This is a genomic window from Methanocorpusculum vombati (genome assembly GCF_026891935.1).
GTDB classification, from domain to species: domain Archaea; phylum Halobacteriota; class Methanomicrobia; order Methanomicrobiales; family Methanocorpusculaceae; genus Methanocorpusculum; species Methanocorpusculum vombati.
This window is the reverse complement of the sequence record NZ_JAPTGC010000001.1, coordinates 39,473-64,950: the sequence shown is the minus strand read 5'-3', so window position 1 is coordinate 64,950 and position 25,478 is coordinate 39,473. Positions and strand designations below refer to the sequence as shown.

Sequence of the window (25,478 nt, the reverse complement as noted above, 5' to 3'; positions counted from 1 at the left end):
GAGGTGCGGATTATTCTGTCCGCTCCTGTGCGGAACGGTAGAGCCAGGAGAACAGCATGATCGAGATAATCACGACGATTCCGTATCCTGCCGCTGCCGGCGTCTCCATGACAATCTGCCAGCCGACACTGAGCCCTCCTTCGCTGAGGAAGATCACCAGGACCGAATGTACCAGAACCGCGACCACACCGATCAGGGCGGCAAGCCAGAGGGAGGGACGATCCCGGAAGTAGTATCCCGCAGCCGCCGCAATGCATCCGGCGCAAAAAGTTCCCAGACTACAGGGAATCATCGTAATGCCCCCCTGTGTCAGCCGGAAGAGTGCACTCACCGCCGCAGCCCCGACACCAATTACCGGCCCGAAGTAGAGGCCGGCAGAGACCGGAGCGCTGTCACGGTTGTTCATAATAACCCCGTTTACATCAACCGCGGACAGGGTTCCGATAATTGAGATGATTCCGAAGATTACAATTCCGCAGAGACTTCGCAACCATCCGGTCAGTCTGCCTCCGTTTTTGTCAAGCAGTTTTGTTTTTCCAAGGTAATAGCCGGACAATGCCGCAAGACCAAGATTCACGATAAGAAAACAACCAAGAGATACAAGATCCATAATCTACTCTAAATCACTATGATGTGATGTTTCTATTTATACTCTGGCTCAAGGGAGGGTCGGCATTTTTATTTTTGATCTGTTCACGAAGAATGCGGAATGCATGCCTTTCGTCTGTTACTTTTTTTCAGGAACACCGCAGGAGCACGTCACGGCAAGTTCGGTTTATCTGTATGCGAAGTCCCAGAACTGATATGAGGCACTTTCAGTACGCGCGGTCGGGGGTTTATATCCCCCCGCGGCGTATTCTATTTTGTAACACCCCTCGAGACAGCGGCCCTCTGACAGTACCCGCGGTTTTGGTCCTTCACGAGTCCCTGCCTCACCTACTCTTTTCGCAAGGATTGTGCTGAAGTTTCTGTTGTGCGGCGCGGGTACTGTTCAGGCCGCATCCGGGGTTGTTATGTTCTGATGAGTCATTCCGGCGATACGTCTGCGGATTGGACGCTTGATCTGAGGATCGGTGCTCTCCGTCAGTTTACCAGACGACCAGCCGGTCTTCCGGTGCAAGATACATGCCGTCTTTTGCCGTCACGTTAAACGTGGTATAGAACTCCTGTACCTGCTGTACGTTTACATTCGTCCGCACATATCCCGGCGGATGTTCATCCGTTTCCAGAATTATCCTGCCTATCTGTTCCGGATACATCTTTCGCCAGATGTGCGAGAAGGACGTAAAAAACTCTTCGTAGTCGAATCCTTCGATTGTACCTGCGATATCCATCATACAGGCGAGGCCGCCGAGATCAGCCACCGTCTCACCAATGGTCATATCACCGTCCACACCCAGGTCCGGGTACGGCAGAATGGTTTCATAATATGCCGCAACCTTTGCGGTATGATTCCGGAACGCATTCCGGTCCGCGTCCGTCCACCAGTTCCGGAGGTTTCCGTCCTTGTCGTACTGGCTGCCGGTTGTGTCAAAAGCATGCGTAAACTCATGGCCGATGATCATACCGATGCTGCCAAGCTGCGACTCATAGGATCCGTTCGGATCATAGAAGACGCCGCCGAGAATTCCCGCCGGAATGTTGAGGGAGTTGCTCTCCGGACTGTAGAAGGCGTTGACCTCCTGCGGCATACACTCCGACCATTCGCCTTTGACAACGGTCGTTCCTATCTTGTGTTTCTGGCGGTCCGCTTCGAATTCGGCAATTTTGAGGATGTTTTCTGCGGCACTTCCCCCCTCTGCGGCGCTTCGGAGTGCAAGGGCTGAGTAGTCGGTCCAGATCTCCGGATAACCGACATTAATCGTGATTGCATCAAGTTTTTCGACTGCTGCATCCCTGGTCTCATTGGTGAGCCAGTCGGCGCGGGTAAGCCGCTGCTTGAATGTCTCACGGATGCGTTCGATCATTTCCGTAATGTCGGTTTTGATCTCCTCGGAGAAGTAGGCGTCCGCATACACCCTGCCGGTTGCAACACCGAGTTTCGTATTGATGGCGTCGTATGCCATCTGTTCGGGAGTTTTTGTTCCGCTGATACCGTACTTGGCGATGATTCGTTCGTTGTAAATGTCAAGGCATTTCTGATCCAGATACTGGGCTGTTTCTTTGAGCGTGTTCTGGATAAGCAGTCCTTTGAGTCCTTCGAGATTTTCTTCGGTGTAGGCGGCGTTGAGAGCAGCGAGCCACTGCGGTTCACTGAGTACGAAGGGGCTTCCCCTGTCGTATCCTTTTGCGGTAAGGATCTCCGCAAGCGGGTAGGCGGGAGACTCGGCTCTGAGCTGTTCGAGCGTCCGCGGGTTGTAGATGAGATCGATGCGGTTTTCGGCGGTCAGGTTGGACGCGTTGCGGCGGCCGTCCGCGATCTGTGCTTCGACCGCAAACACCGCCCGGTTGAGTGCCTGAGCTTCCTCTTGGGAGTATCCGGCGTGTATAAGGAGCTGTTCGTAGGTATGGTCGTTGTTCTGTTTGAGTTGTTCCCCGGATTTGGTAAGATTTTTGTACTCGTCTTTACTGCCGAGGGAGAGTGCGATCGGATCGATTCCTACGATGTAGGCCGAGCTGTTTTTCGGATCAACGGTGACGGTGAGGATGGCAAGAGGGTTTGCGAGGTGATACCCGCTGTCGGTGAGCCAGGCGGAGAGTTCGTCAAGGGTGCTGATATTTTTGATACGGGAGAGTTCCGGAAGAATCGGCTGCATGCCCTGTGCGTTTCGGGCGTCCATGTCTTTTACGGAGTTGTAGAGGGTGAGGAGGAGGTCTTCCTCGTGGGTTTTCGGCGTGGTGATGTTGTTCAGCAGACGCAGGAGTTCTGCCTGATGCTGCATCTCAAGCTCGGCAAATGCAGTGATGCCTGCTTCACCGCTTGGGATTTTGCTCGTGCTGAGCCAGTGATGGTTGCTTGCAAGATGGAAGTCGTCCTGCAGTCTGCCGGGGTCGTTTGGAATGTTTCCGACGATATCGCTGTTGATCCAGGGTGTTCCAAGGTACTCCTGATCAGGTGGTGCGGTGATGCAGCCGGCGGCAGCTGCAAGGGTGAGTATGCAGAGGACAAGGAGTCCCGTCAGTAATTTTTTCATGTTCCTTTCCGTTATTAGTAGCGTATACTTTGGCAGATTGTTATTTAAGAGTAGTCTGTCGGGACAACTGTTTTGGTGCAGCGAATCTGTTTGGGGCACTTTCAGTACGCGCGGTCGGGGGTTTATATCCCCCTGCGACGTATTTTATTTTGTAACACCCCAAGGAGCTGCGGACCTCTGACAGTACCCGAGGTTTGGTCCTTCATGAGTCCCCCTCCGCCCCCTTTTCTTCAGCACTGTTCTTCTCATAAGGTATATACGCGGGAGAGATCGATTTAGATGATGTATCTATGGACGTGACGGTGCGGGAGATGGAGCCCGGAGACTGGGGTGCTGTCAGCAGAATTTATCAGGAGGGGATCGATACCGGTACTGCTACGTTTCAGCCGGAGGTTCCGGCTTTTTCGGAGTGGGACCGGTCACACCTGCCGGTCTGCCGCCTCGTTGCGGTTGTTTCGGGTATGGTGATCGGGTTTGCGGTTCTGATGCCGGTCTCGTCACGGGCGGTGTATGCGGGAGTTGCCGAGGTGAGTATCTACATCACGAAGACCTGTGCCGGAAACGGTGCGGGGACGATTCTTCTGCATGCGTTGATCGTGGAGTCGGAGCGGCAGGGTATCTGGATGCTGCAGTCCGGAATTTTATCGGGGAATGCGGCGAGCGTCCGGCTGCATGAAAAGTGCGGCTTCCGGCTTGTGGGGTACCGGGAAAAGGTCGGCTGTGATCGGCACGGGACATGGCGGGATGTGATCTTTTTTGAACGGCGGAGCCGTGTGGTTGCATGGGAGAATCCTGCGGAAAAATAATTTTTGAAAAAATTTTCGGACCGATCTCATTCTGCTTTTTGATTGATGGTTTCGAATACTTTTTTTTCTTTTTATTCGGACCTTTTGAGAGAAGTGAGAGAGTTTTCTTATACTGTGTACTGCCCAGTTTCTTGTATCTCAGGAATATTTCTGAGAGAACAGGTGAATTCTCATGAAACAGTCCTATAAAATTGCGGGCATCCTTGGAGTTGCCGTTGTGGTTCTGCTGATTGCAGTTGCCGCAGTTCCGATGAGTGCTTCGGAAGAGCCTGCCAATCCGCCGATGAGTTCGGCGGAGTATCTTGCTACGTACTGGCCGGACGTGTACGCACAGATCACGCCTGAGAACAAGGATATTCTTTCTGCTCTTCCTCATGTATGGGAGTATAAGGAGATCAAGGAGACCGAAGGAGGTCATGGTCTTGATATGACGCTTGAGGATCCGCAGGCAGCTGAGCGGTATGCTCTGATGGATGCGGTTTCGGATCTTGCTGTCTCTGAAGCGGTCTATATGCAGATCGTGTGGCCCGAACTGTATGCGGATATGAGCGAAGCTGCCCGCGAGAGTCTTGTCCATACGCCGAACATGCACCGTCCGAAGGAGATGGTAACTTCCCAGCCGGTTGTCGTTTCCGGGGAGGAACGCGATCGGCTTGCTGCCCGGCTTGGGGAGGATCTGACCGGTGAGGTGCGGTTTGCTCTGATTGAGGAGCTGAACGGAACCGCCATGACGTCCGCGGAGTTTTCTGGAAAAAGTCTGGCCGGATGTGTACTCGATGGTATCTTCTGAGCACAAGGAGATGCTTGCGAAGTTTTCCCATGTGTGGGAGCGGGTGCCGCTGGATGGTACCGAAGGCGGACAGGGAATCGGTCTGACGCTGGATGACCCGCAGGGGCCGGAGCGGTTTGCGCTTCAGGATGCGGTTGAGAAGCTGGATATCTCTGAGGCTGAGTATATGCAGATCGTCAATCCGGAGTTGTATCTGGATATGGGTGATGATACCCGCAAGAGTCTTGCCCGTATGCCGAATATGCGGAAAAATACCTGATCGAAATACGATCTGAGAGCACCCCTCTCTTTTTTTGAAATATTTATTTAGAATTTTTTGCGCTGACCTTTTGACGGAACTGCGAGAGAACATAAATATGTCCTGCAGCAAAAACAGCCGCATGGTAAAACAGGTCTTCCTTTTCCTCCTCCTGATAACGATCCTCTGCACTGCATCTGCCGCAGCTGTGCCAATTACTATTGTTGGAGGACCGGAGATCATCTACGAATTTCAGGAAGGGTATTATTTTAACACTGTGGTAACAGACGGGAACTACGTCCTTATCGCGGAAAGAAAACCCAATGATGCCCAGAAAACCGGCAGGCCCGTTGAAGGATATCGATGGCTCGGTTCCCTGTATCTGTATGATATCGAACGAGGAGTACTCGAAGAAATTCCCGGAGAAATTCCTTCTGAATGGGCGGTCCTGGAAAATGGAACGGTGTACTGGATAGATGGTTCCTATGGAAAGAAAGTTACTGCCCCCGACGGTCTTGCGTATCTGGAGTACACTACTCATTACTATCAGTACACACCTGGCGATCCCGCACCTGTTGAGATTCCGATCCCGCAAAACTGCCATCTGACCCGTTTTGCGACAGACGGGGTACATCTCGCCATGATACGAAGTGAAGTACTGCGCGAGGGAGTACTTGAACGAACACTCACGTTGTTTGATCTGAGAAACGGCGAATGGGAACGTCTTCCTCTCAGAAACCAACCGGATGCATATTATTTTGGGGTGTCCGGGGATTATCTGGTTTATACTGATGACGGGCGAGACCGCCCTGTTCCTACAGACCGGTACATTCATGTTTACACCATCAGTTCCAAGGAAACCTATGACCTTGAACGTCCGGATGGATATGTCCAGTCGATCGACTGCATCTGGGGGGAAACACTTCTGTATAATCAGGTACCGATAAAGGGGGACACGGATGGAAATTATCGCGGGGAACAGTACCTCATCAATCTGAGAACGAAGGAAACCGAACAGGTGACATTTTCTGAGGATCTCAGTCCTTTGAATATGTATCCCCCGTACGCCGCATTCTGGAAAAAGGATGAATCTACCGGCAGACTTGTGGCCCAACTCGCCACACTTGATATGCCTTTGATCATGCGATCCACGACTCCTCCGATGATGGAAGAACCTCTTTCTCCGCAGACCACGCAGGCAGGAACACCGCTTGGTATGACCCTTGGCCTGATCGCGTTTGTTCTTGCCTGTGTGCTTGCTGTCCTTTGGCGGAAAAAATAATTTTTCAGATTTTTCCCACCTTCATTTTGATACAACTGCCAGAGATGTTATATACCTCTCCCTGCGAATGAAAGCATATCGAACAGAGGAGGTGGCACCAAATTAAAAAAATATCCCGCATCATCCTTCTGGCAGGCCTTTTGTTCCTGCTGCTGTCAATTCCCGTCCTTGCGATAGATCCTGCAGAAGAAAATTATCTCCAGATCCAAAAGAGCCTTGCCCTCATGGAACAGTACAACGGAACCGCCATGACGTCCGCGAAGTTTCTGGAAAAGGTCTGGCCGGATGTGTACGCAAAAGTTTCTCCCGAACACAAGGAAAAGCTTGCAAACTTCACGCATATCTGGGAGTTAAAGGAACTTGATCGAACGGATCACGGTGCCGGTTTTGGTCTCACCATCAATGAAGCAATCGGCAGAGAACGCTTTGCCCTGATGGATGCTATTGATAAACTGGAGATCACCGAAGGTGAGTACCAGGCAATAACTCAGCCGGAACTCTATCTGGATATCTCCGAGGAAACACGCAAAATGCTCAGCGGCATGGTGCGTGCCCAGCGCGGCCCGGATGCCGGCGTCCGCGGCGGCGCATCCATAGCCGAAGGTGAGACGCAGTGGTTCTCCAAGAATGTCACCGCAAACGTGACCCGGCTTGCCGTTGATCTCCAGTGGGAAAATTCCGCAGACATCCAAAATAATCTCAGTATCACCATCTACTCTCCGGACAGGTGTGTCTTCGGTCCCTTCACCGAAGCCGAACCGTTCTACAGCAATCCGCACAAGATGCAGGTTTACACCTACATCTCCCGTCCGGGCGGTGTCGCGGAAGGTGAATGGTGGTACTGCATTAAAGGAGTGAAGATCCATGGAGTACAGAACTACACCATCTAATCTGTTTGTCGCAGTTCTCCTCGTCTGCCTCTGTTTTTTACCCGCCGCAGCCGCAGATGACGGCACTGCCGTATCCGGTGAGATGCCCCGCAGTTTTGCCGACGTTCCCTCCTGGATCACCGACAGTCTCGGCGTCAAAACTCCGGCGGAAGGCGGTTACGTCGTCAACGAACCGCTGCCCGACCACCCCGGCGGTTTCTCGGACATCAACCGTGCCGATGCCGCCCGCGATGCATCCGAAGTCCCTGCGTGGATCGTTCTCGCCGCCGGTATCTCCGGCATCGCCGTTCTCGCACTCGCCGCCTTTCAGTTCCTGCCTATCCTCATCGGCAGAACCCGCGAGGCACCCCCCAGTTCCGTCCGCGACGGCATTTTTGCCGCCATCTCTGAAACACCCGGCTGCTCCGCCGCCGTTCTCAGGGAAAAGACCGGCATCCACTATGCAACACTCCGGTATCACCTGGCGGTTCTCGAAAAGGAAAAACGGATCGTTTCCCGCAGTGCGGGGCACATCTATCACTACTTCCCAAACGGTTCCTCCCTCAGCCGTGCCGACACCATCCGCATGACTTTGTGCCAGAACCCTACCACCGAAAAAGTTCTTGGCCTCATCGAAAAAGAACCCGGTATCTCCGGTACCGTTCTTGCCGCCCGTGCCGGTATCAGCTCGGGAACCCTTACCTGGCATCTCGGACGCCTTCAGAAAAACGACCTCATCACCATCTCCCGTGTTGGTCGCGGTATGCGGATATTCCCGCAGGATCACACCTGATACCCAGATCACTTTTTTCACAAAATACTTTTGAAAAAAAAGAAAAAATTAGTTTTTCCGCCAGACAAACGCAAGAACACATGACAAAGCAAACGCGATCGATCCAATAGCAATGTTCATCGGAACTCCTGCCATGGTGGTCTGCGGTGGTTGAACATCTGCAGATTGAGGGACACTCACTCCATCCCCGGTAAGTTTTGCCATGGAGATCGTCTGCTGAAACTCCGCACTTTCATTCCAGCCGCTCCATACAACAACTCCGTTTCCAACTGACTCCACTCTTCCTTCCTCCGCCAGAAAAATGGGTTCAGATGTCTCAATGAGTGATGTTACATAAACCGGTCGTTGTGGCTTCTCGGTAGAATAATCCGGATACACACTCCATGCAACAAGTGGCGGATCTGCACGGATTGCATACCGCATGGGTTGATTTGAAAGAACAAAAGTTTCGTTGGTAGCAAGGTTTATCGAACGTATATCATTGGTTTTTCGATTGGTTTTGTGGAGATAGGTGAGTGTACTATCATCCAAATCCATCACAGACAGATACTCTCCCTTATCTGCCTGAATCGTAGTTCTCGTATCAGATGTGAGATTGTAAAGATATATCATTCCATTTCCTGTCGGCAGATCTTCACTCCACACAACCAGATCTCTGGAAATTCTCACTGAACCTATTCCTATGTTGTCTGACCCTGGGACTGCGGTTCTTTTTCCGGTCTCAAGATCATATACTTCGATGCGAATATTTTCCGGATGCATCTGCATGCCGTGTACAAGTACCATATGCACACCATCTGTATCTGCAAAACTGCTTATTTCGAGTTTTTTTGACATGGTCTCTCCAATGGTGTACTGATACACACTGCTTGTAATCTCCTCTTTCCCCCTTTCCGGATATTTCTTGTAGGGTGCACTTTGCCAGAAGATCATATCATTAATTACGGTGAAATAATTTATGTACGGTGGAATATTTCCGGGGATTTCCCTCAGGTTTTTTTCTGCAATATCATAGAGGTAGAGTGTTCCCGTGAACTGATACCCCTCTGTATTCGTACCAAAGTTCGAACGGGCTTGTTCTTCACCTATGAGAATATATTTTCCGTCCGTCACAGCATACAAACCATAGCCCTCCTTTCCCTCATAGATAATCTTTGGTTCCTCGGAAAGCTCCAGAGCTACGACAGGTGGAATCCAGAGACTGATAAGGAGAAGAAAAACGATGATACATATTTTTTTCATATTTTTTCTTTTTTAGTCGGTAGTATTAATAATCTCTCACATTTTTCTCAAATCATTTCTTGTTTGGAATATTTTGATAAAATTGTGAGAGATTATTTATGCCATCCCTTACCCATTTGAAAATTAGTCAGATTCTTTCTGGCACAAAATTCGATGTATAAAGTAATGAAACTAATGAAAATCTCCCTGCTTGTATTTTTTGTTTGCATAACATTGTTGATAGCTACTACGCCCGTCAGTGCAGATGCAGGCATCCCTATCCCGATTACAGAACAACAGCGTGATGCAATCATTGAACAGATTAACGGAGCACCAATTACTACCGAGCAGTACCTTGCCATTGTTTGGCCTGAAATCTACAAAAAAATGGATTCTACGGATAAAACAAAGTTATCTACAATTTACAAAGTTTGGAATATGACTGAAGGTGAGAGAACAGCTGAAAGCCTGCTCATCACGTCCACCCATGATGGTCCAATCAGGGCCGCCGAGAGAAATGTGCTTATTGATGTTCTTGACGGGCTGGATATTACCTATGGTGAATTCATGCAGATTGTATGGCCTGAGCTTTATGCGACGATGCCTGACGATATGCGCCAGTCAATGATGACAACTCCCCGTCCAAAGTCCGCCTCAGCCATTAAGGAGAAGCAACTCATCCCAAGAAGTATAATCATTTCTGCAAATGCTAATTTACCAGTACAAAATGGTCGTTTTATGACATACGGAGCAAGTTCCACTGTCTCTGGTAACACTCCTGATTATCACTATGTTGAAGTATATCTGAAAAATGAAGTAGATACCACCGTTGACAGTACAGGATACGGAAAATGGCTCATAGATTATGAGAGTAATCCTTCACAAATGATGACAGTGAGTGCTCAAAATACGATCATGGATTTATCTACCAATTGGTATCGAACCCGTGCGGAAAGTCAGGCTCGAATTGGGGTTGATACCACATACAGTACCCCTGTATACAGCCAGTGGATGAAATACACGGCCGTCTAACCCAAATCATCGTTTATTTTTTATTTGTATGTCAACTTCACATTGTATTCTTCGACAAAATTGTGAGAGATTATTTATGTCGTTCTTTCCAAAGAAAAAATCATATCAAAACAGGAGGTGTCAAACTTTTGAAATCGTTTTCGAAAAAAATAGTACCATTCGCTCTCATCGTGATGGTCTTTCTGGTGATTGTATCTCCCACTGCTGCTCTCAGTGTTCGTGAGGAAAATTACCAAAAAGTACAGAACACTTTTGTTCTCATCGACCAACTCAATGGATCGAAAATGACGTCGGCCGAGTTCATGAAAACAGTATGGCCACACATCTATGAAAAAATATCTCCAGAATACCAGAAGAAACTCTCGGACATTACTCACTCTTGGGAGCTGACAAAAGGAGATACCAGCCACGGTGGCCTTCTTCTGACCAGCAGTATGGACAGTCCGGAGAAAAAGCAGGAACGATTACTTCTCATAGATGCCCTTTGGGGAGTGGAGATGACGGGTCTTGAACACATGGCAATAATTCAAACTGAGTTCTATCATGCCATGACTGATGAAGATCGGCTCAGTATAGCCGCTGAAAAATATCAGTCCGGTAAAGTTCCCCCGCAAAACCTCATTCGTGAAGGAGAAAACCAGTGGTACTCTACTAACATCTCGGAAAACATTACGCTCCTCACCTTCCGGTTGTGGTGGGAGAACGTGCAGGAGATTGAAAACAATCTCAGCATTACCATCTACTCTCCGGATCACGCGGTTTTTGGTCCCTTTGCCAATCCGGTTGCAGTTGCCGACACCCGGAAGATGCTTCTGGAAACAACCATCTCCCGCGAACAGGGGATTGCCGAAGGGGAATGGTGGTACTGTGTGAAAGGGGTGAAAGTCAATGGTTCGCAGACATACACTATCTAATGTCCTTGCCGTTCTGATGCTCCTCCTCCTTCTTTGCAGCGCAGATGCAGCAGCAGAAGAACAGATCGCCGCCGGTGACACACCCCGCAGTATCGCCGACGTTCCTTCCTGGATCACCGGAGAGATACGTACCTACACACCGGAATCCCTAGGGTACAGCGTAAACGGAGACAAACATCGTGACGGCTACTCCCTCCAGAACCCGCCCGGTACCGAACGCACCGCTGACGAACTCCCGCTCTGGATTCAGGTTGCCGGAATCTCCGGCACTCTCGTTTTTCTTCTCGCTCTCATCCATTTCCTGCCTGTCATGATAGGCCGCATCAAAAAAACGGATCCAAGTCCTGTCCGTGATTCACTGTATGCTGCCATTCTTGCCTCCCCCGGAAGTTCCGCTGCTGATCTCCGGGAAAAAACCGGCATCCACCATGAAACTCTCCGGTATCACCTGGCTGTTCTCGACAAAGAACAAAAAATCATCTCCCGAAAAATCAGCAGAAGCTATCACTACTTCCCAAACGGTTCCTCCCTCAGCCGTGCTGACACCATCCGCATGACTTTGTGCCAGAACCCTACCACCGAAAAAGTTCTTGGCCTCATCGAAAAAGAACCCGGTATCTCCGGTACCGTTCTTGCCGCCCGTGCCGGTATCAGCTCGGGAACCCTTACCTGGCATCTCGGACGCCTTCAGAAAAACGACCTCATCACCATCTCCCGTGTTGGTCGCGGCATGCGGATATTCCCGCAGGATCACACCTGATCCCCGTATCACTATTTTTCCGGAGATTTCAGTACTTCCCGATAGACTATATAGTCTCCATACAAATCAATCAAGTAGTACCGGCACAAATACTGCCGAGGAGATCCGCATGCTGGAAATCTACCGATCCGCAGACGCCCCGCATGGCCCGTCCAAAATTGACACCATCGAAAGCGGCAGCTGGATTCGCATGATCCAGCCCACCGAAGATGAGATCACCTACGTCTGCACCACACTATCCATTCCCCGCGACGACATCATCACTCTGCTTGACGATGAAGAAAGCCCCCGCATTGAACACGACGACGGCCGGACCCTCATCATCGTGGACACACCCTACGTGGACGATAGCACTGACCCTGAATCCCGTCCCGCAAAAACTGCCGGCATTACGAGCTACACAACTGTTCCGTCCGGCTTCATCGTCATGCAGGACACTATTATTACCGTCTCTCTTCGGAAAAATCCGGTTCTCCAGACCTTCATCGACGGAAAAGTAAAGAACTTTTCCACGGTGAAAAAAACCCGATTTCTTCTGCAGTTTCTGTACCGCAATGCCCGACTCTTCATACAGCACCTCCGGCAGATCGACGATCTGACCAACACCATTGAACACACACTCTATACAGCCACCAAAAACGAGGAACTCTTTGAGATGCTTCGCATCTCAAAATCCCTCGTCTATATGACAACTGCACTGAAAGCGAACGAAGCAGTGCTGGAAAAACTGTACCGGTTCCCTACGCCGGAGGTCCGCATGTATGAAGAGGATGAAGATCTTCTCGAAGACACCATCATCGAAAACCGGCAGGCACTCGAAATGGCCCAGACCTACAGCAGCACTCTTGGCCACATCATGGACACCTGCGCCTCCATCATCAACAACAACGTCAACAGCATCATGAAGCTGTTCACCGTCGTTACCATTCTTCTTACCATCCCGACGATGATCGCAAGCTTCCTCGGTATGAACGTCCTCATCCCGGATGATCTTTCCCAGAACCCGTTTGCCTTTCCTCTGCTCATCACAGGATCTCTCAGCATCTCGGCGGTTCTCCTGTGGCTGCTGTTCCGGAAAAAAATCATCTGACGGGATCCGTTCCGGAACCGGAGTGGCCCTGTTCCGAAAACACCGTTTCCCGGAGATACCGGCATGTCGCATCGTCATCCCTCACTCCCCGTAAAAACGCTTCAATTCCCAATTCAGTCAATATCGTTGGTTGAAAAAGTGCCCTCTCCCGATGACAGATAAACGCGCCCCGGCATTGCATCCTCCTTCTGCCGCCCGGCAAGCCCCGTTCCGCCCGATGTCGGGACATTTTTGAGAGAAAAACGGGTCGGGAGCAACGATGCCCAGTTGCGGGATACGGGCCTGCATGTACGGCAGGAAACGGCATTCTCCGTATGGGGGAAGGTATTCCATCATCGAAAACGGTGGCCGGGCTGAAACGACGTGTAAGAAAATCCGGCAAAACTGACCGAATGCGGACGTACAGAGAAATTCCTGGTGGAGCGTATTACCAGACACCACGTACGAATATTTGTGTAAGGTTGGTAAAAAATACCTGATACGGTATACCAACTGTTTGGAAAAATCGCATCGGGAGAGGGAATTTATCAAATATATTTATCTATACTTGGCACAATAGATATAATGTGATGTGTCGGTATGACCTGCAAAAAATTGTTTGAAAAATATCTGGTGCCGATAATAATCCTTATCATTATAGTTTGTGCCTGCATACTTTTTTTCTTCCCTCAGGGTTCGGGATACACGATACTAACAGACCCCCCGGAGGATATGCGAAGCACATCCGACACCATTACGCAGGATACCCGGAATCAGCTGAATACCGTTGCTGCTGATCTCAAAAACCTTGCCGACGGTCTCACCGGCCTTACGCCGGACGATCCCCTGGCTCGGGAACAACTCTACCTGCTCTATGAACAATATCCGAACGCAGCTGCAGTCGCCTGGGTTGACAACAATAACAGATACCACCCTCACCGCTCCGGCATTTTCCCTGACTGAGATCCTTTCCTCTCCGGAAATATCGCAGATATGCGAATCATCTTTCTCCTCTGATCCCCTGCTGCTCGTTGGTCCGGTTAACTCGGAATCACTGGGCATGATGCCCTGCTTCGTCGTACCGGTACGCGGAACAGACGGCAGTTACACAGGTTTTGTCCTCATGCCGTATGCCGCAGCTCTCTTTCAGCAAAATATCGCCGTCCCGAAAACCAGCCGGGAAAATCTCTGGACCGACGTATGGGTCATCAACAGCAAAGGAACACTCATATATCACCCGGATACCGGGACGATCGGTCAGAATCTCTATCAAGGCTACTTTGTAACCAAACATCCGGAACTCAAAGACGGTCTCTTCTACATCATCGAACATCCCGCAGGCTCGATCAACTATCGGGCATATGATCTGGCCGGTACACAGGTTGTGGAAAAAACCGGTGTCTGGCAGACCATCTCCTTTGGAGGACAGGATCTCCGCGTTGTTACGGAACAGTACCCCATCCCGCCCCAGGTGTATCCGTATGTGGAACATGCAGGGCCGGCCGATCAGGAGGAGTTCGTCCATAAGATGTACCACTATGCAAAAAGAGTGGGAATGGAAAAGGCAGTTGCTGAGTTCAATGATCCCAACGGTGCCTTTGCAGGAACAGGATACGACCTTTTCGCCTACACCATGGACGGCACGGAACTCGTTTCAGCCAAACAGGTTCTGCTTGGAGCAAACCGCCTCAATTACCGTGATGCGTACGGTATCCGCCCCGTCAACAGTATGATTCTCCGGGCCGAACAGGGGGGAGGATATGTTCATTACTACCGCATCGTCCCCTATACGGAAAATCAGGCGATACATACGTCATCCTATCTCCGGGCGGTTACGGAAGACTGGTTTGTCGGTGCCAGCAGAGTTGCCAGCGCAGTCCCCCAGACCTACACCATCAGCCAGCGCGAGGCCGTGACCAAAACGGTCCGGATAATTCATGGCTGGGTCACCGATTACGGAAAAGAGACCGCCCTCTCCATGATAATGGATCCCGCGCAGAACTCCGTCATCGGCCCGGCACGTATTCTTGCCGTCACCTATAACGGAACACTCCTCGCGGACACTCAGTATCAGGACAAAATCGGGGAGGATATCTTCTATCTTACCGACAGGCACGGTGTATCAACCATCCGAGAAGGAGTGATGATGGCGAAACAGGGAGGAGGATATTTGTATCTGGAAAAAAGCAATCCGGATGGAAATACGATTTCCCTGGTCTATGTGGAGCCGATGGATGGCAGCTGGTGTGTTCTGAGCATGATACGTCTGGAAACATATAACGTTACCGCGGATTTACTGTGAGGTGTGCGGCCCCGGTGTACCACCGAGAAAATTTCGGTCTGCTGCACACCTCCGCTTTGCAAAAGATCCGGCGGAAATTATTTCGCCGCGTACTCCTCTGCCGTTGCCGGGGGATCGATTCTTCCTTTTGCAATCTGCTTTGACAACTCCGCAATCTTTTCCGCAACCGCATCCGGAACTGCCGGATGCAGAGGTGCAAGTCCCGTCGCATTGTTCGCAATACCGAGCCAGATCTCCTGACCGTCATGGACTCTGCCGGCCGCATACTCAGTGATCGTCTGATACACCGCTTCTTCCAGGTTCTTCGTAACACTCGTCAGCATATTCTCCGGCGCAAGATCACGCTGATCCCGATCCGCACCGATCACATATGTCCCGCTCTCCTTCGCCGCCGCAATCACGCCGAGTCCCGCATCACCTGCCGCCTGTAAAATCACATCCGCACTGGTATCATACATCCCGTCCGCAAGCAGCTTTGCCGCTTCACGGTCATAGAAGTTACCGACAACAGCCCGCTCCACCGAAATGTACTGTCCCCGCTCTGCGGCTGCGGCCTCAACTCCTGCACGATACCCGTAGTAGAACCGATCTACTGCCGGAATATCCATTCCTCCGATAAACCCGACGGTGTTCGTCTTCGTCATCATCCCTGCCAGATACCCTGCCAGATAACTCGGCTCCTCTGACCGGAACAGCACATTCATCATATTCCCGGGCATTCCGGAACCCGCATGAAACACTCCGTCAAACGTTGCATAATGCAGATCCGGATTCTTCCGTGCAGATTCTGCTAAATACTCCGTCAGACTGTGGCCGGTGGAAAGAATCACCGCCGGTCTCTTCCTCTCCAGTTCGGCAAACGCCTCTGCTGCTTCACGGTCACTGTTTACCACATACAAAAGCGGGACAACAACTCCCTCCTCTGCGGACCGGTTCAGTCCGGCAACCGTCTGTGCATTAAATGAATCGCCTGCGTTTCTGATATCGACCACCAGTCCTGCGGATTTTTCCTCTGTTCCGGGTACAACACATCCCGCCGCACCTATGACGGTGATCAGCAGCAGAACTCCGCATATCTTCCAGAATTTACTCATCGCCATCTCCAAGATTATATATCTTCTCGTATCCTATAATAAAAAAACTCTGGCATCCGGACCATGATTGAAGTACCCGCCCTGCAAAAATTGAAAAAATGGTTTCGGGAGACCTTCGTCTTCTTCGGCCCCGGTCTTCTCCTTGCGATCACCGCAGCGGGAGAAGCAGGCGTCACCGAAGCAATTGAGATTGGTGCTCATCACGGTCTGACTCTTATCTGGGCGGTGCTGTTCACTCTTATCTTCAAATACGCATTTACCAACGGTATCGCCCGCTACACGCTTGCAACCGGCCACACCATATTCGATGCTCTAAGCCGCATCCCGGGCCCCAAGTACTGGGGTTCGGTACTCATCATCCTTGTCTATCTTGTTGAGATGCTCGCAATCGGCGCAATGCTGATGTTTGCTGCGATATTCCTCGACTATCTTCTGCCGGGCGTCTATAATGCGGTACTCATCGCACTGTTCCTCCTGCTCGTCTGCCTTGCCCTGCTGCGTACCAACTCCTACGAAATCCTTGAACTGATCGTAGCTGTACTGGTCGGCATTCTTGTCCTTGCCATTATTTTCTGCCTCTTTGAGTTCCCGCTCTCCCTCGGTCTCTTCGCTGCCGGTCTCGTTCCCAGCATCCCCGAAGGTTCCGAGATGGCAATTCTTGCCATCATCGGTGTTGTCGGGTCCGGTCTCAACCTCATGCTCTACTCTGTCTGGCTGCATGAAAAGTCCCGCCATCACTCTGAAACGGAACAGACCTGTACCCTGCTCAATGAATCCCACTTCCGCAAATACATCCGCAGTGTCAATCTTGACGTGCTGATCGGGTTCTTCTTTGTTGCAGCAATCACGATTGGTTTCATGTTTCTCGGCTTTTCCGGGCACGCCGTCTCCTTCATGGGACACGGAGCCCACCTCAGCCTTGACACGCTGATAACCCAGGTACTCTACATTGTCGGAACGCTGCCGTACGGAGCCTACCTGTTTCTCGCCCTTGTCACCTTCATCTTCTTCGGCGCAGTCGTCGTCAGTATGGATGGTCGTGCCCGTGCGGTTGCCAAAGTTATCCGGGGAATCGGAGCCGAGTCCGGCCATGAACTCCCGTCCGAACACAAACTCTACCAGATCATACTTCTCGTCTTTTCGGGAATCATCATCGCATCCTTTCTTATCAGCGATCCCATGCTCATCATCCGGAGAATTGCTGCATTCTCTGCGATTGTCTTCGGTGTGTTCGGGTTCATCGTCATCTATCTGGACTTAAAACTCCCGGAGTACGCACGGGGCAACCGCCTGTGGCTGATGATCATGGGCCTTGGCAGTGCGATCTCAATTTACGTCGCACTCCTGCTGGAGTCCGCATTTCTCACCTATGGTGTTCCGTTAATCGAGAGAATGATTGTAGTCGTGTTCGTGCTCTACATCTTCTCCAAAACCGAGCTGTTCCGTAAACTCATTTCCGGTCGTGCCGATATTCTCGACAAGTTCTGGACCGTGATTGTGTTTAGTGCAATCTCCATGTACGGGACGTTCCGCGGCATTCCGGTTGAAGGCGTCATCATCAACTTCCGCGATGTAGGGCCCATGATCGCCGGTCTTGTCGGCGGGCCGGTGATTGGAGGGGTTGCCGGTCTCCTCGGGGGTCTGCACCGGTTTGTACAGGGCGGCGATACGGCGCTTCCCTGTTTTGTTGCGACCGTTGCTGCGGGAGTCATTGCCGGATATGCCATTTACCGCTGGAAAGGAAGGATTACGCTCCTCCGCGTGACCCTGCTTGCTATCGGCGTTGAGTGTCTGCATCTGCTGGTTATCTTCCCGATGCTTTCCATTCCGTCCGGCGTCATGGCACCTGGTGCGGTGCTGAACATCATCTCGATTACCCTTCTGCCAATGTGCATGGTAAACATCGCGGGTCTGTTGATCTTCGCATACATTGTGCGGCGGTGCGAGGTGCTTTTCGTTCCGGAAGAGAAGTTCAGTCTGGAGAAACTGAAAGAAGAGTTCCGGCAGCTGATCACGCCTCCGGAAAAGAAGACAGATGAAGAGGAGGAAGAGATACATGTCAGGTAATCATGAGCGCTCTCCCCGTACGAAGTGGACCACACTGATCGATGTATTGATCGTTACCGCGGTCTGTGTACTGTTTGTGGTGGGAGTCCATCCGTTCGGGACTCCGCTTTCCGAACCGCTTCCGGAAGACAAGATACGACTGGCAGCTATTCTTCCGATGGAAGGAGCTCTTGCAAATTTCGGTGTCGGCTACAAGCAGGGAATGGAGATGGCGGTGGAGGATATCAATGCAGCCGGTGGTATTCGCGGTGTTCCGCTGGAGGTTGTGTACTTCGACGATAAAAGTGATCCCGAACTTTCGGTGGAGGCCATGGAAGCGGTTCATGATTCCGGTATTCCGGTGGTGATCGGGGCAATCGGGAGTGAAAATTCTCTGGCGATTGCGCCGTATGCCGGAACGTTTGATATTGTGATGCTGTCGCCTGCGTCAACGACCGGGGCACTGACTCTGTATCCGGCAGTGTACCGGACGGTTGCATCCGATGTGTATCAGGGCGGAGGTATGGCAAAGATCGTCGGCGGTATCGGGGGTGTGGACTCGATTGTGGTGGTGTGTCTGGACAATCAGTACGGCAAAAGTCTGATGCAGTCGTTTGAGCATGAGAGCGAGAACTATCTGATCAATGTTGACAACATCACCGAGATTGAGATCGATGACGATGAGCCAATGGATGTGAACTGGGTTGTGGAAACAATGGCGGAGGAACATCCGGATGTGGTGATTCTGATCGTGTATCCGGAGCAGGGTGTGGAGATCATGCGTGCTGCAGAGGCTGCGGGTCTGGATCCGGTCTGGTTCGGTTCGGATTCGATGACGTCAAGTGATGTGCCGGCGCAGGTCGGGTTGTATGCGGAGGGGATGATCGGGTTTACGCAGGCACATAAGCTGACGGTTCCTTCGTTTGCGAAGCGGTATTATCAGACGTATAATGCGACGTCGATCAGTTTCCCGGTCTCCTACGGGTATGATGCAGTTATACTTCTTGCAGCCTGTATTGAGGACGGCGGTTATACGTATGCGGGCATCCGGGAGTCACTGGACAATATCCGGCACGTGGGCATCTGCGGTCCGCGGGTGTTTGATGCGAACGGGGACGTGCAGCCTGCGTATGATCTGGTGATTCTTGAGGACGGTACGTGGCGGACGCTGAAGTGGAATGAAATCCTCACAAACGACGTATTATGATGTCGTTGATTTCGTCTGAATGATTACTGCCGGAATATGAACAGTCCCCAGCCCATGTACTCCCGTCCGTAGGCGAGGTATTCGTCCTGAATCTGTTCGAGGTAGGCGGCAAGTTCGTCGGCAGCCGGTTCGTTTTCGTGGAGGTCGATGTATTCGAGGGCACTGGTCCAGATGGATGATTCGTAGGTGTCCCATTCGTCAGGGGAGGCGGTGATCATGCCGGCAAGGGTGAAGCCGAGTTCGCGGGCAGTTACTGCGAGTTCGTAGGCGGTCGGGACTTCTGTCCATTCCCGGGCGAACTCCGGAGGAACCCGGTCGGTCTGCCAGAACCGGTCGCCGATGAGAACGGCACTGCCGTTCTCGTCGGCATATTCGGCGAGGTGGGCGAGGGCTTTTTCTGCGCTGCCGAAGATGAAGGATGTTCCAAGGGCGGTAACGATGTCGTAGGGTTCTTTGGGTGCAAGAACGGAGGCGTCGATACAGCGTATTTCGATTGGTGTTCCGGCAAGGATGTTTCGGGCGCGGGCAGCGGAGGCGGGGCGAACTTCAATGCCGGTTCCGGTGATGCCGAAGGTTTTGTGCCAGAGGGAGAGTGCGGTTCCGTTTCCGCACCCGATGTCAAGAACCCGTTTGCCGGCGGCGAGCCCCGCGATCTTTCCGGCCCGCAGCAGTTTTTCCTCGGAGATTGGGTTCATGATTTCGAGCGCCCCCTGCGTGATTGTTTCAATTTCCGCAAAATCCATAGTACTCAATAGATGTTGCCTGAAGGTGAAGTAGCTTTGCACGGGTCCATTCCTCAGGTATACCGCGTATCTCTTATTCAAAAAAAATCAACGTCAAAGTCTTTTTCTTCTGCTGTTTTTGATCCTGCAGTAAGCGATGTTTTATGCTTTGGAGGATATCCTCTACATCTTTAGTTGTGCACTGATCTATTTTTTCTGAGTTACTGCAATTGAATGCATAATTATTATACGATTCTCCACCCACTATACGTTCAGATTGGTATGGATCTGAAAAAGCTGTCCGGATCAGTTGTGCTGTGTTCGCTTCTTGTGCTGCTTGCGGCCTGCTGTTATGGTATTTTATCGACGATCGTAAAGATTGCTGTTGGAAACGGAGTGGGTATTCCGGTTATTCTGGTCGGTAAGTTCTTCTACGGTCTGATTATTCTGTTCGTTTTAGTGATTCTTGTTTATTTCCTGTTCCCGAGAAAGGACAAGCCGGTAAAGAGTACGATGCCTGCATGGAAACGCGGTGTGGTTCTGTTCTTCACGGGCATTGTGATGTGTCTGGTGACGGTCTGCTACTTCTATTCGGTGAGTTATCTGCCGGTTTCGGTGGCAGTTATTCTGCTGTTCCAGTTCTCGTGGATGGGCGTGGTGATTGAGGCGGTGGCAAACCGCAGGATGCCGTCGCGTAATCAGCTGATTGCGGTTGTAATCATCTTTATCGGTACGATTCTTGCCGGAGGAACAACCGGTTTTGGTATGGAGATTAATCCGGTTGGTGTGATGCTCGGTCTGCTTGCAGCCTTCTTCTATGCGCTGTTTGTGTTCCTGAGCGGACGGGTTGAGCCGTCGATGACCCCGATGAACCGGAGTTTTTTCATTGCGCTTGCGGGTTTTATCTTTGTGTGCGGTCTGATTGCCTGCATCGATACTCCTGCGGCAATTCCTGCCGGTATCTTTGCGGGTGATTCTCTGATTTACGGCGTGGCTCTTGGTCTGTTCGGTGTTGCGCTGCCGATTCTGTTCCTTGCAATCGGTGCGCCGCGGATCAGTACGGGTATGGCAACGATCCTGAATGCGGCGGAGCTGCCGGTTGAAGTTCTTGCGGCTGCGATTGTTCTGGTTGAGGCTGTCTCCGGTCTTCAGTGGGTCGGTGTGCTGGTAATCCTCGCCGGTATTGCGTTCCCGCATCTGATGGAGAAAAAAATTTCCAGCGGCCTTGCCGAGGACGCTGCATAATTTTTTTTGAAAATATTTTTTTCTGAAATTTTTTTGAAGCGGGTTCTGCGGTGTGGTTGTCACCTTCGTGAGGCACACGGGTTTTCGTCCCCTTCATACTATTTTGATTCTGTGTACCGGGTTATCTGCAGTTCGCAGTTGATACTGTCCTCCCTTACATCCCGGTTCCGGTTAACACCACATACGTTGTACGTATTGATATATCTCATTAAATCCGAACGACACCACTATCAAGGCCATGCCAATCATCATCCCATAGAGATATACCAGTTGTGTGAACCCGCTATGGGTTACGGGCAGAGAGGTGTATGATACTATCGCACCCCAGACTGCGATCACAAGAACAGTGCAGACAAGGGAGTAATGTACTATCTTTACGAGCATTCCCGGTTTTTGTGGGAGAGTTCCCAACTCCGGATTGATCGTTAGATATGCTTCCAATATGGGGATGACCGCCACGATACTGCCGCCCAGCAATAAACCGATGACGTAAACCGCAAGAGAGTATTCTGCAGTCTGCTGCAGGGTGTATGCATACTGCACGATGGGAAACTGGAGTGATTGCAGTGATACGAATAGTATTGCAAAAATAATTAGGGGGATATTTTTTCTTTTTATTTCCATTTTTGCGTCTCTCTTATCTGATTCCTCAGGAGGATCCATGGTATGGGTTGACGCCCAGTATCCAGGCGTATGGGTATGGACCGTTCGTAATCCTTTGGTGAGAGTTATTTTCCGCAAATATTATTTCTGTTGATCCCAGACTGACACATCTTCAAAAAAATTTTCCGGACTGCTGTGATCCTGATTTTATTCCGCCCTTTCCGCAGAACTTTGTTCTGTTGCAGGGTGATGATTCTCAGCCGGAGCCGCGTTTCGGGTTACTGTCCCGTGATCCGAAACGCTGCGGCAGCTGCGCCTACCAGCGGTGCTTTTCCGTCCAGCGTGGTGATCCGGATCTCCGGCACCCGCAGGTACCGCTCAATGGATGCGATCATTTTTCCTGCGACAAGCGAGGGATAGTTTCTGATGATTGGCCCGTCAAGGATGATCAGGTCTGGATTGTATGCGTTGATCACCGCGGAAAGGCCCCGGCCGTTGATCGTTGCCAGTGCTTCGACGAACTCGCAGCAGAGAGGGCTGCCGATCTCTGCCGCCCGTAAAATCTGTCCGGCGGAGATGTCCGCCTTTGCCGGACAGTGTCCGCCGCATTTTTTTGCATGCCAGGCATGGAAGAACTTTGGGATTCCTGCACCGCTTGCATACGCTTCCCAGTGGCCGCTTCCTCCGCAGCCGCAGCGGATATCATACCCGGTATCAACGACGATGTGTCCCACCTCGCCCGCGTTTCCGTCCGCACCCGTCAGCAGGGATCCGTTTGCGATGACGCCTGCGCCAATGCCGGTGGAGATGGTGAGATAGACAACCGTATGCGCGGAGTCTGCGCCGCCATAGAAGTACTCGCCGATAACTCCTGCCTTGCAGTCCGAGAGCATGACTGCCGGAACATGAAACAGACCTGCAAGAGGATCGCGGAGCAGAATCTCCGAGCAGTGCATGTTCGGCGATCCGACAACCGATCCGGCTTTTTGATTGACCGGGCCTGCGGTACTGATGCCGATTGCATCGGGCGTTGTGCCTGTCTCTTTCTCCATCGAAGAGATCATCGCGGCGATCTTTTCGGTTACCGCACTCCCGTCCGCACAGGAGTTCTTCGGCACCTCTTCGGCCCGGAACGCGATAACGGTTCCGTCTCTGCGGATGAGTCCGGTGCGGATATTCGTCGCACCGAGATCGACGGCGGCGACATGCAGATTCTCGGTCATTTCACTGGTGTTATATTGTGTTCCTTCGCAGATGAACTATTCCCTGTCAGGGGAATATATGTTCCTCAGATAATATTTATCGATAAACGATAATTTATTAATCTGAAACAACGTATAGACTGGTGAGGAGTTCCGGCATCTCTGTCCGGAACGTCTATCCTATGAATGAAACTGAAATTCAAACCAGTATACAAAAGAGTGCAAAGATTGCCGACATTGCCTTAAAGATCGGAAAGATTCTGATTGTTCTTACCACTCTGCTGCTTATCGCCGCCGTTGCTTTCACGCCGTTCATCTACGGAGTGGAAGGGCCGGCCGGTTTTTCCCAATGGGTCGTGGAAGAGGATCTTATGAGTACGTTTGGTCCCGGCGTTGTTGTTCCTGCCGGTGTCGATCCGGCAGCCGCGTTCATGCAGGCATCTGTGGTGTTTCTTGCCTCGGCACTCGCCTCTCTCGTACTTCTCGCCGGTATGATCTGGCCTGCGGCGACGATCTTTGCAGAGATTCGCAAAACGGGACTGCCGTTTACCTGGTTCAACGGGCAGCAGCTGAAGAAGGTTGCGATCTTCATGGGTCTGATTGCCTTCGTTCCCTCTGTCATTGAAGCTGTCGGCAGCATCATAATTCAGATCCCGCTGAATACCGCTTACCTCAGTATTGAGATGCTTCTTGCCGCAGCTATTGTTTATGGTATTGCCCATGTATTTGAGTACGGAACGCTCCTGCAGCAGCAGGCCGATGAGACTCTCTGAGGTACTATGCCCATTATTCTCCGACTTGATCGTGTCATGGCTGACCGGAAGATGTCGTTAAACGAACTCTCCGAGAAGGTCGGCGTGACCAACGTCAATCTCTCCAAGATTAAAACCGGCAAGATCAGTGCGATCCGGTTCTCCACGCTGGAGGCTATCTGTAAGGCGCTCAACTGTCAGCCCGGTGATATTCTGGAGTACCAGCCGGACGATTGAGTCCTGATCAGCTGTTCAGTTCTTCCCACACCTCTGCGGCTTCGGGCGTAAGCGTCCAGCCGCCGGAGGTTCTGGTGGCAATGCCCGATTTTGCAAATCTGCGGAGATGCCAGGCGAGTGTTGTCCCGGCAATTCCGATCCGGTCTGCCAGTTCTTCCTTTCCGATTCCGGGCGTCTCTGCGATCCCGCGAAGTATCTGTGCAGGCCGCTTGCGGGTGAGCACGGTGCGAAGGGTCCTCTCCATCGCCGAACCTCCGCCATTGGGTACCGGGAAGTAACGGATGCTTCTGAAGTAGGCGGCAGCCCTCACGATCTTTTTTCGTTCCAACCGATCCAGATTGTAGAGAATGGATCCACGGGAAAATCCTGTGGCGTCTGCGATCTCTTTCTGGGAACATCCGGGATGCTCCGCGATGAATGCCGCAATCCGCTGCGGTCGTGATGCGGGGTCCTGGGGGAGTTCAAGCATCCGCGAAAATCCGAGAGCGGCAACCCCTGCGATACAGAGCAGCAGAAGAACGGACCGGAGATAGTTCGGATGTTTCTTTGGCGGGATGAAGGGTTCTGTCGGGAAGTCCGGGCCGACAATGATCGTTGCGCTGTCAGTGCTGGTCCCGATCAGATACACTGATCCTCCGTACCGGAACTTGGTCGGGAGTGCAGGTAGTCCTGCATGAGCCATCGAGGCATTCCACCAGGTATAGATACGATCAATTTCCTCCCGCGTCGTAGTGTTCCTGACATGGATCGTGATCGCTGTGCCGCCGAACTTGATGAGGTTGACCGGCCCGTCCTCGATACTTCCGTAATATGTTTCAATGCTCTTCCAGAACTCTCCGCTCAGGTCCGTCACACAGGAGAACCAGTCCCTGGCCGCTTTTTCGTCATAGTCCTTCCCCGTCCACTCCCATATTTCGAGCGGTGTTGCTCCGTAGGAGACAATAACCGAGTCGCAGTAGTCCTGTTTGTCATCCCGCATCATGACTACCCTCATCACGGTTGCATTCTCCGGAATCGGTACCGGTACGGGAGTCATGACCGGTTCTGCGGCGTCTGCGGTATTTTGCTGTACTGTTATCTCCGCCGGAACGAAGAGCAGAACGGCAGTACCAATACTGAACAAAAGAAGGAGAAGAACTGCCGTCTGCTTCGGTGACATA

Annotated in this window: 25 protein-coding genes; 17 read left to right on the top strand and 8 right to left on the bottom strand. The window is 51.5% G+C overall.

Features of this window, described 5'->3' with window-relative positions; translation table 11 throughout:
• Positions 1–10: 10 nt before the first annotated feature.
• Complete coding sequence (locus tag O0S09_RS00340; RefSeq protein WP_268921882.1) at positions 11–610, bottom strand: LytS/YhcK type 5TM receptor domain-containing protein; 600 nt, start codon at positions 608–610, stop codon at positions 11–13.
• Between the two features lie 478 nt (positions 611–1,088).
• Entirely contained in the window at positions 1,089–3,134 is a 2,046-nt protein-coding gene (locus O0S09_RS00335) for a M13-type metalloendopeptidase (RefSeq protein WP_268921881.1), read from the bottom strand.
• Between the two features lie 290 nt (positions 3,135–3,424).
• On the opposite strand from O0S09_RS00335, the gene O0S09_RS00330 reads away from it, so the two are divergent.
• From O0S09_RS00330 to O0S09_RS00305, 6 genes are all read left to right on the top strand, one after another.
• The gene (locus O0S09_RS00330) at positions 3,425–3,940 is read left to right on the top strand and encodes a GNAT family N-acetyltransferase (protein ID WP_268921880.1); all 516 of its coding nucleotides are present in this window, start codon (positions 3,425–3,427) and stop codon (positions 3,938–3,940) included.
• A gap of 172 nt (positions 3,941–4,112) precedes the next feature.
• Positions 4,113–4,730 carry a hypothetical protein gene (locus O0S09_RS00325; protein ID WP_268921879.1) on the top strand — a complete coding sequence of 206 codons (618 nt, stop codon included), beginning with the start codon at positions 4,113–4,115 and terminating at the stop codon, positions 4,728–4,730.
• Positions 4,717–4,989, top strand: coding sequence for a hypothetical protein (locus O0S09_RS00320; RefSeq protein ID WP_268921878.1), 273 nt, complete (start codon positions 4,717–4,719; stop codon positions 4,987–4,989). The genes O0S09_RS00325 and O0S09_RS00320 overlap by 14 nt, the downstream gene beginning before the upstream one ends.
• Positions 4,990–5,086: 97 nt before the next feature.
• Complete coding sequence (locus O0S09_RS00315) at positions 5,087–6,250, top strand: hypothetical protein (protein WP_268921877.1); 1,164 nt, start codon at positions 5,087–5,089, stop codon at positions 6,248–6,250.
• Between the two features lie 140 nt (positions 6,251–6,390).
• Positions 6,391–7,140, top strand: coding sequence for a hypothetical protein (locus O0S09_RS00310; protein WP_268921876.1), 750 nt, complete (start codon positions 6,391–6,393; stop codon positions 7,138–7,140).
• The gene (locus O0S09_RS00305; RefSeq protein ID WP_268921875.1) at positions 7,115–7,912 is read left to right on the top strand and encodes a winged helix-turn-helix transcriptional regulator; all 798 of its coding nucleotides are present in this window, start codon (positions 7,115–7,117) and stop codon (positions 7,910–7,912) included. The genes O0S09_RS00310 and O0S09_RS00305 overlap by 26 nt, the downstream gene beginning before the upstream one ends.
• Before the next feature lie 48 nt (positions 7,913–7,960).
• Here the strand turns inward: O0S09_RS00305 and O0S09_RS00300 are convergent, their stop codons facing one another.
• Positions 7,961–9,154, bottom strand: a complete 1,194-nt coding sequence (locus tag O0S09_RS00300; protein WP_268921874.1) for a TolB-like translocation protein — start codon at positions 9,152–9,154, stop codon at positions 7,961–7,963.
• 153 nt (positions 9,155–9,307) lie between these two features.
• Here O0S09_RS00300 and O0S09_RS00295 point away from each other — a divergent pair, with 153 nt between their 5' ends.
• The 6 genes from O0S09_RS00295 (at position 9,308) to O0S09_RS00270 (ending at position 15,210) form a co-directional block, all read left to right on the top strand.
• The gene (locus O0S09_RS00295; protein ID WP_268921873.1) at positions 9,308–10,165 is read left to right on the top strand and encodes a hypothetical protein; all 858 of its coding nucleotides are present in this window, start codon (positions 9,308–9,310) and stop codon (positions 10,163–10,165) included.
• Positions 10,141–11,079, top strand: coding sequence for a hypothetical protein (locus O0S09_RS00290; RefSeq protein ID WP_268921872.1), 939 nt, complete (start codon positions 10,141–10,143; stop codon positions 11,077–11,079). Before O0S09_RS00295 ends, O0S09_RS00290 begins: the two co-directional genes overlap by 25 nt.
• On the top strand, positions 11,054–11,839 hold the full coding sequence (locus O0S09_RS00285; protein WP_268921871.1) for a winged helix-turn-helix transcriptional regulator: 786 nt from the start codon (positions 11,054–11,056) through the stop codon (positions 11,837–11,839). Before O0S09_RS00290 ends, O0S09_RS00285 begins: the two co-directional genes overlap by 26 nt.
• A gap of 109 nt (positions 11,840–11,948) precedes the next feature.
• Entirely contained in the window at positions 11,949–12,929 is a 981-nt protein-coding gene (locus O0S09_RS00280; RefSeq protein ID WP_268921870.1) for a magnesium transporter CorA family protein, read from the top strand.
• A 711-nt stretch (positions 12,930–13,640) separates the two neighbouring features.
• Entirely contained in the window at positions 13,641–13,871 is a 231-nt protein-coding gene (locus O0S09_RS00275) for a hypothetical protein (protein ID WP_268921869.1), read from the top strand.
• Positions 13,872–13,968: 97 nt separating this feature from the next.
• Complete coding sequence (locus O0S09_RS00270; protein ID WP_268921868.1) at positions 13,969–15,210, top strand: cache domain-containing protein; 1,242 nt, start codon at positions 13,969–13,971, stop codon at positions 15,208–15,210.
• A 77-nt stretch (positions 15,211–15,287) separates the two neighbouring features.
• On the opposite strand, the gene O0S09_RS00265 is transcribed toward O0S09_RS00270, so the two are convergent.
• Positions 15,288–16,304, bottom strand: a complete 1,017-nt coding sequence (locus O0S09_RS00265) for a BMP family lipoprotein (RefSeq protein WP_268921867.1) — start codon at positions 16,302–16,304, stop codon at positions 15,288–15,290.
• A gap of 63 nt (positions 16,305–16,367) precedes the next feature.
• Here O0S09_RS00265 and O0S09_RS00260 point away from each other — a divergent pair, with 63 nt between their 5' ends.
• Entirely contained in the window at positions 16,368–18,371 is a 2,004-nt protein-coding gene (locus tag O0S09_RS00260; RefSeq protein WP_268921866.1) for an Nramp family divalent metal transporter, read from the top strand.
• A complete protein-coding gene (locus O0S09_RS00255; RefSeq protein ID WP_268921865.1) occupies positions 18,361–19,557 on the top strand; it encodes an ABC transporter substrate-binding protein in 1,197 nt (398 codons plus the stop codon). The genes O0S09_RS00260 and O0S09_RS00255 overlap by 11 nt, the downstream gene beginning before the upstream one ends.
• Before the next feature lie 23 nt (positions 19,558–19,580).
• On the opposite strand, the gene O0S09_RS00250 is transcribed toward O0S09_RS00255, so the two are convergent.
• The gene (locus tag O0S09_RS00250; protein WP_268921864.1) at positions 19,581–20,300 is read right to left on the bottom strand and encodes an SAM-dependent methyltransferase; all 720 of its coding nucleotides are present in this window, start codon (positions 20,298–20,300) and stop codon (positions 19,581–19,583) included.
• Between the two features lie 261 nt (positions 20,301–20,561).
• Here O0S09_RS00250 and O0S09_RS00245 point away from each other — a divergent pair, with 261 nt between their 5' ends.
• Positions 20,562–21,524: an EamA family transporter gene (locus O0S09_RS00245; RefSeq protein WP_268921863.1), complete on the top strand. Its 963-nt coding sequence runs from the start codon at positions 20,562–20,564 to the stop codon at positions 21,522–21,524.
• A 171-nt stretch (positions 21,525–21,695) separates the two neighbouring features.
• On the opposite strand, the gene O0S09_RS00240 is transcribed toward O0S09_RS00245, so the two are convergent.
• Positions 21,696–22,187: a hypothetical protein gene (locus O0S09_RS00240; RefSeq protein ID WP_268921861.1), complete on the bottom strand. Its 492-nt coding sequence runs from the start codon at positions 22,185–22,187 to the stop codon at positions 21,696–21,698.
• A 218-nt stretch (positions 22,188–22,405) separates the two neighbouring features.
• Positions 22,406–23,350 (bottom strand): ROK family protein, encoded by a 945-nt coding sequence (locus O0S09_RS00235; protein ID WP_268921860.1) that lies wholly within the window; start codon positions 23,348–23,350, stop codon positions 22,406–22,408.
• A gap of 161 nt (positions 23,351–23,511) precedes the next feature.
• Here O0S09_RS00235 and O0S09_RS00230 point away from each other — a divergent pair, with 161 nt between their 5' ends.
• Complete coding sequence (locus O0S09_RS00230; protein WP_268921859.1) at positions 23,512–24,102, top strand: hypothetical protein; 591 nt, start codon at positions 23,512–23,514, stop codon at positions 24,100–24,102.
• A gap of 6 nt (positions 24,103–24,108) precedes the next feature.
• Entirely contained in the window at positions 24,109–24,318 is a 210-nt protein-coding gene (locus tag O0S09_RS00225; protein WP_268921857.1) for a helix-turn-helix domain-containing protein, read from the top strand.
• A 7-nt stretch (positions 24,319–24,325) separates the two neighbouring features.
• On the opposite strand, the gene O0S09_RS00220 is transcribed toward O0S09_RS00225, so the two are convergent.
• Positions 24,326–25,477, bottom strand: coding sequence for a winged helix-turn-helix transcriptional regulator (locus O0S09_RS00220; RefSeq protein WP_268921855.1), 1,152 nt, complete (start codon positions 25,475–25,477; stop codon positions 24,326–24,328).
• Between the last annotated feature and the right edge of the window lies 1 nt (position 25,478).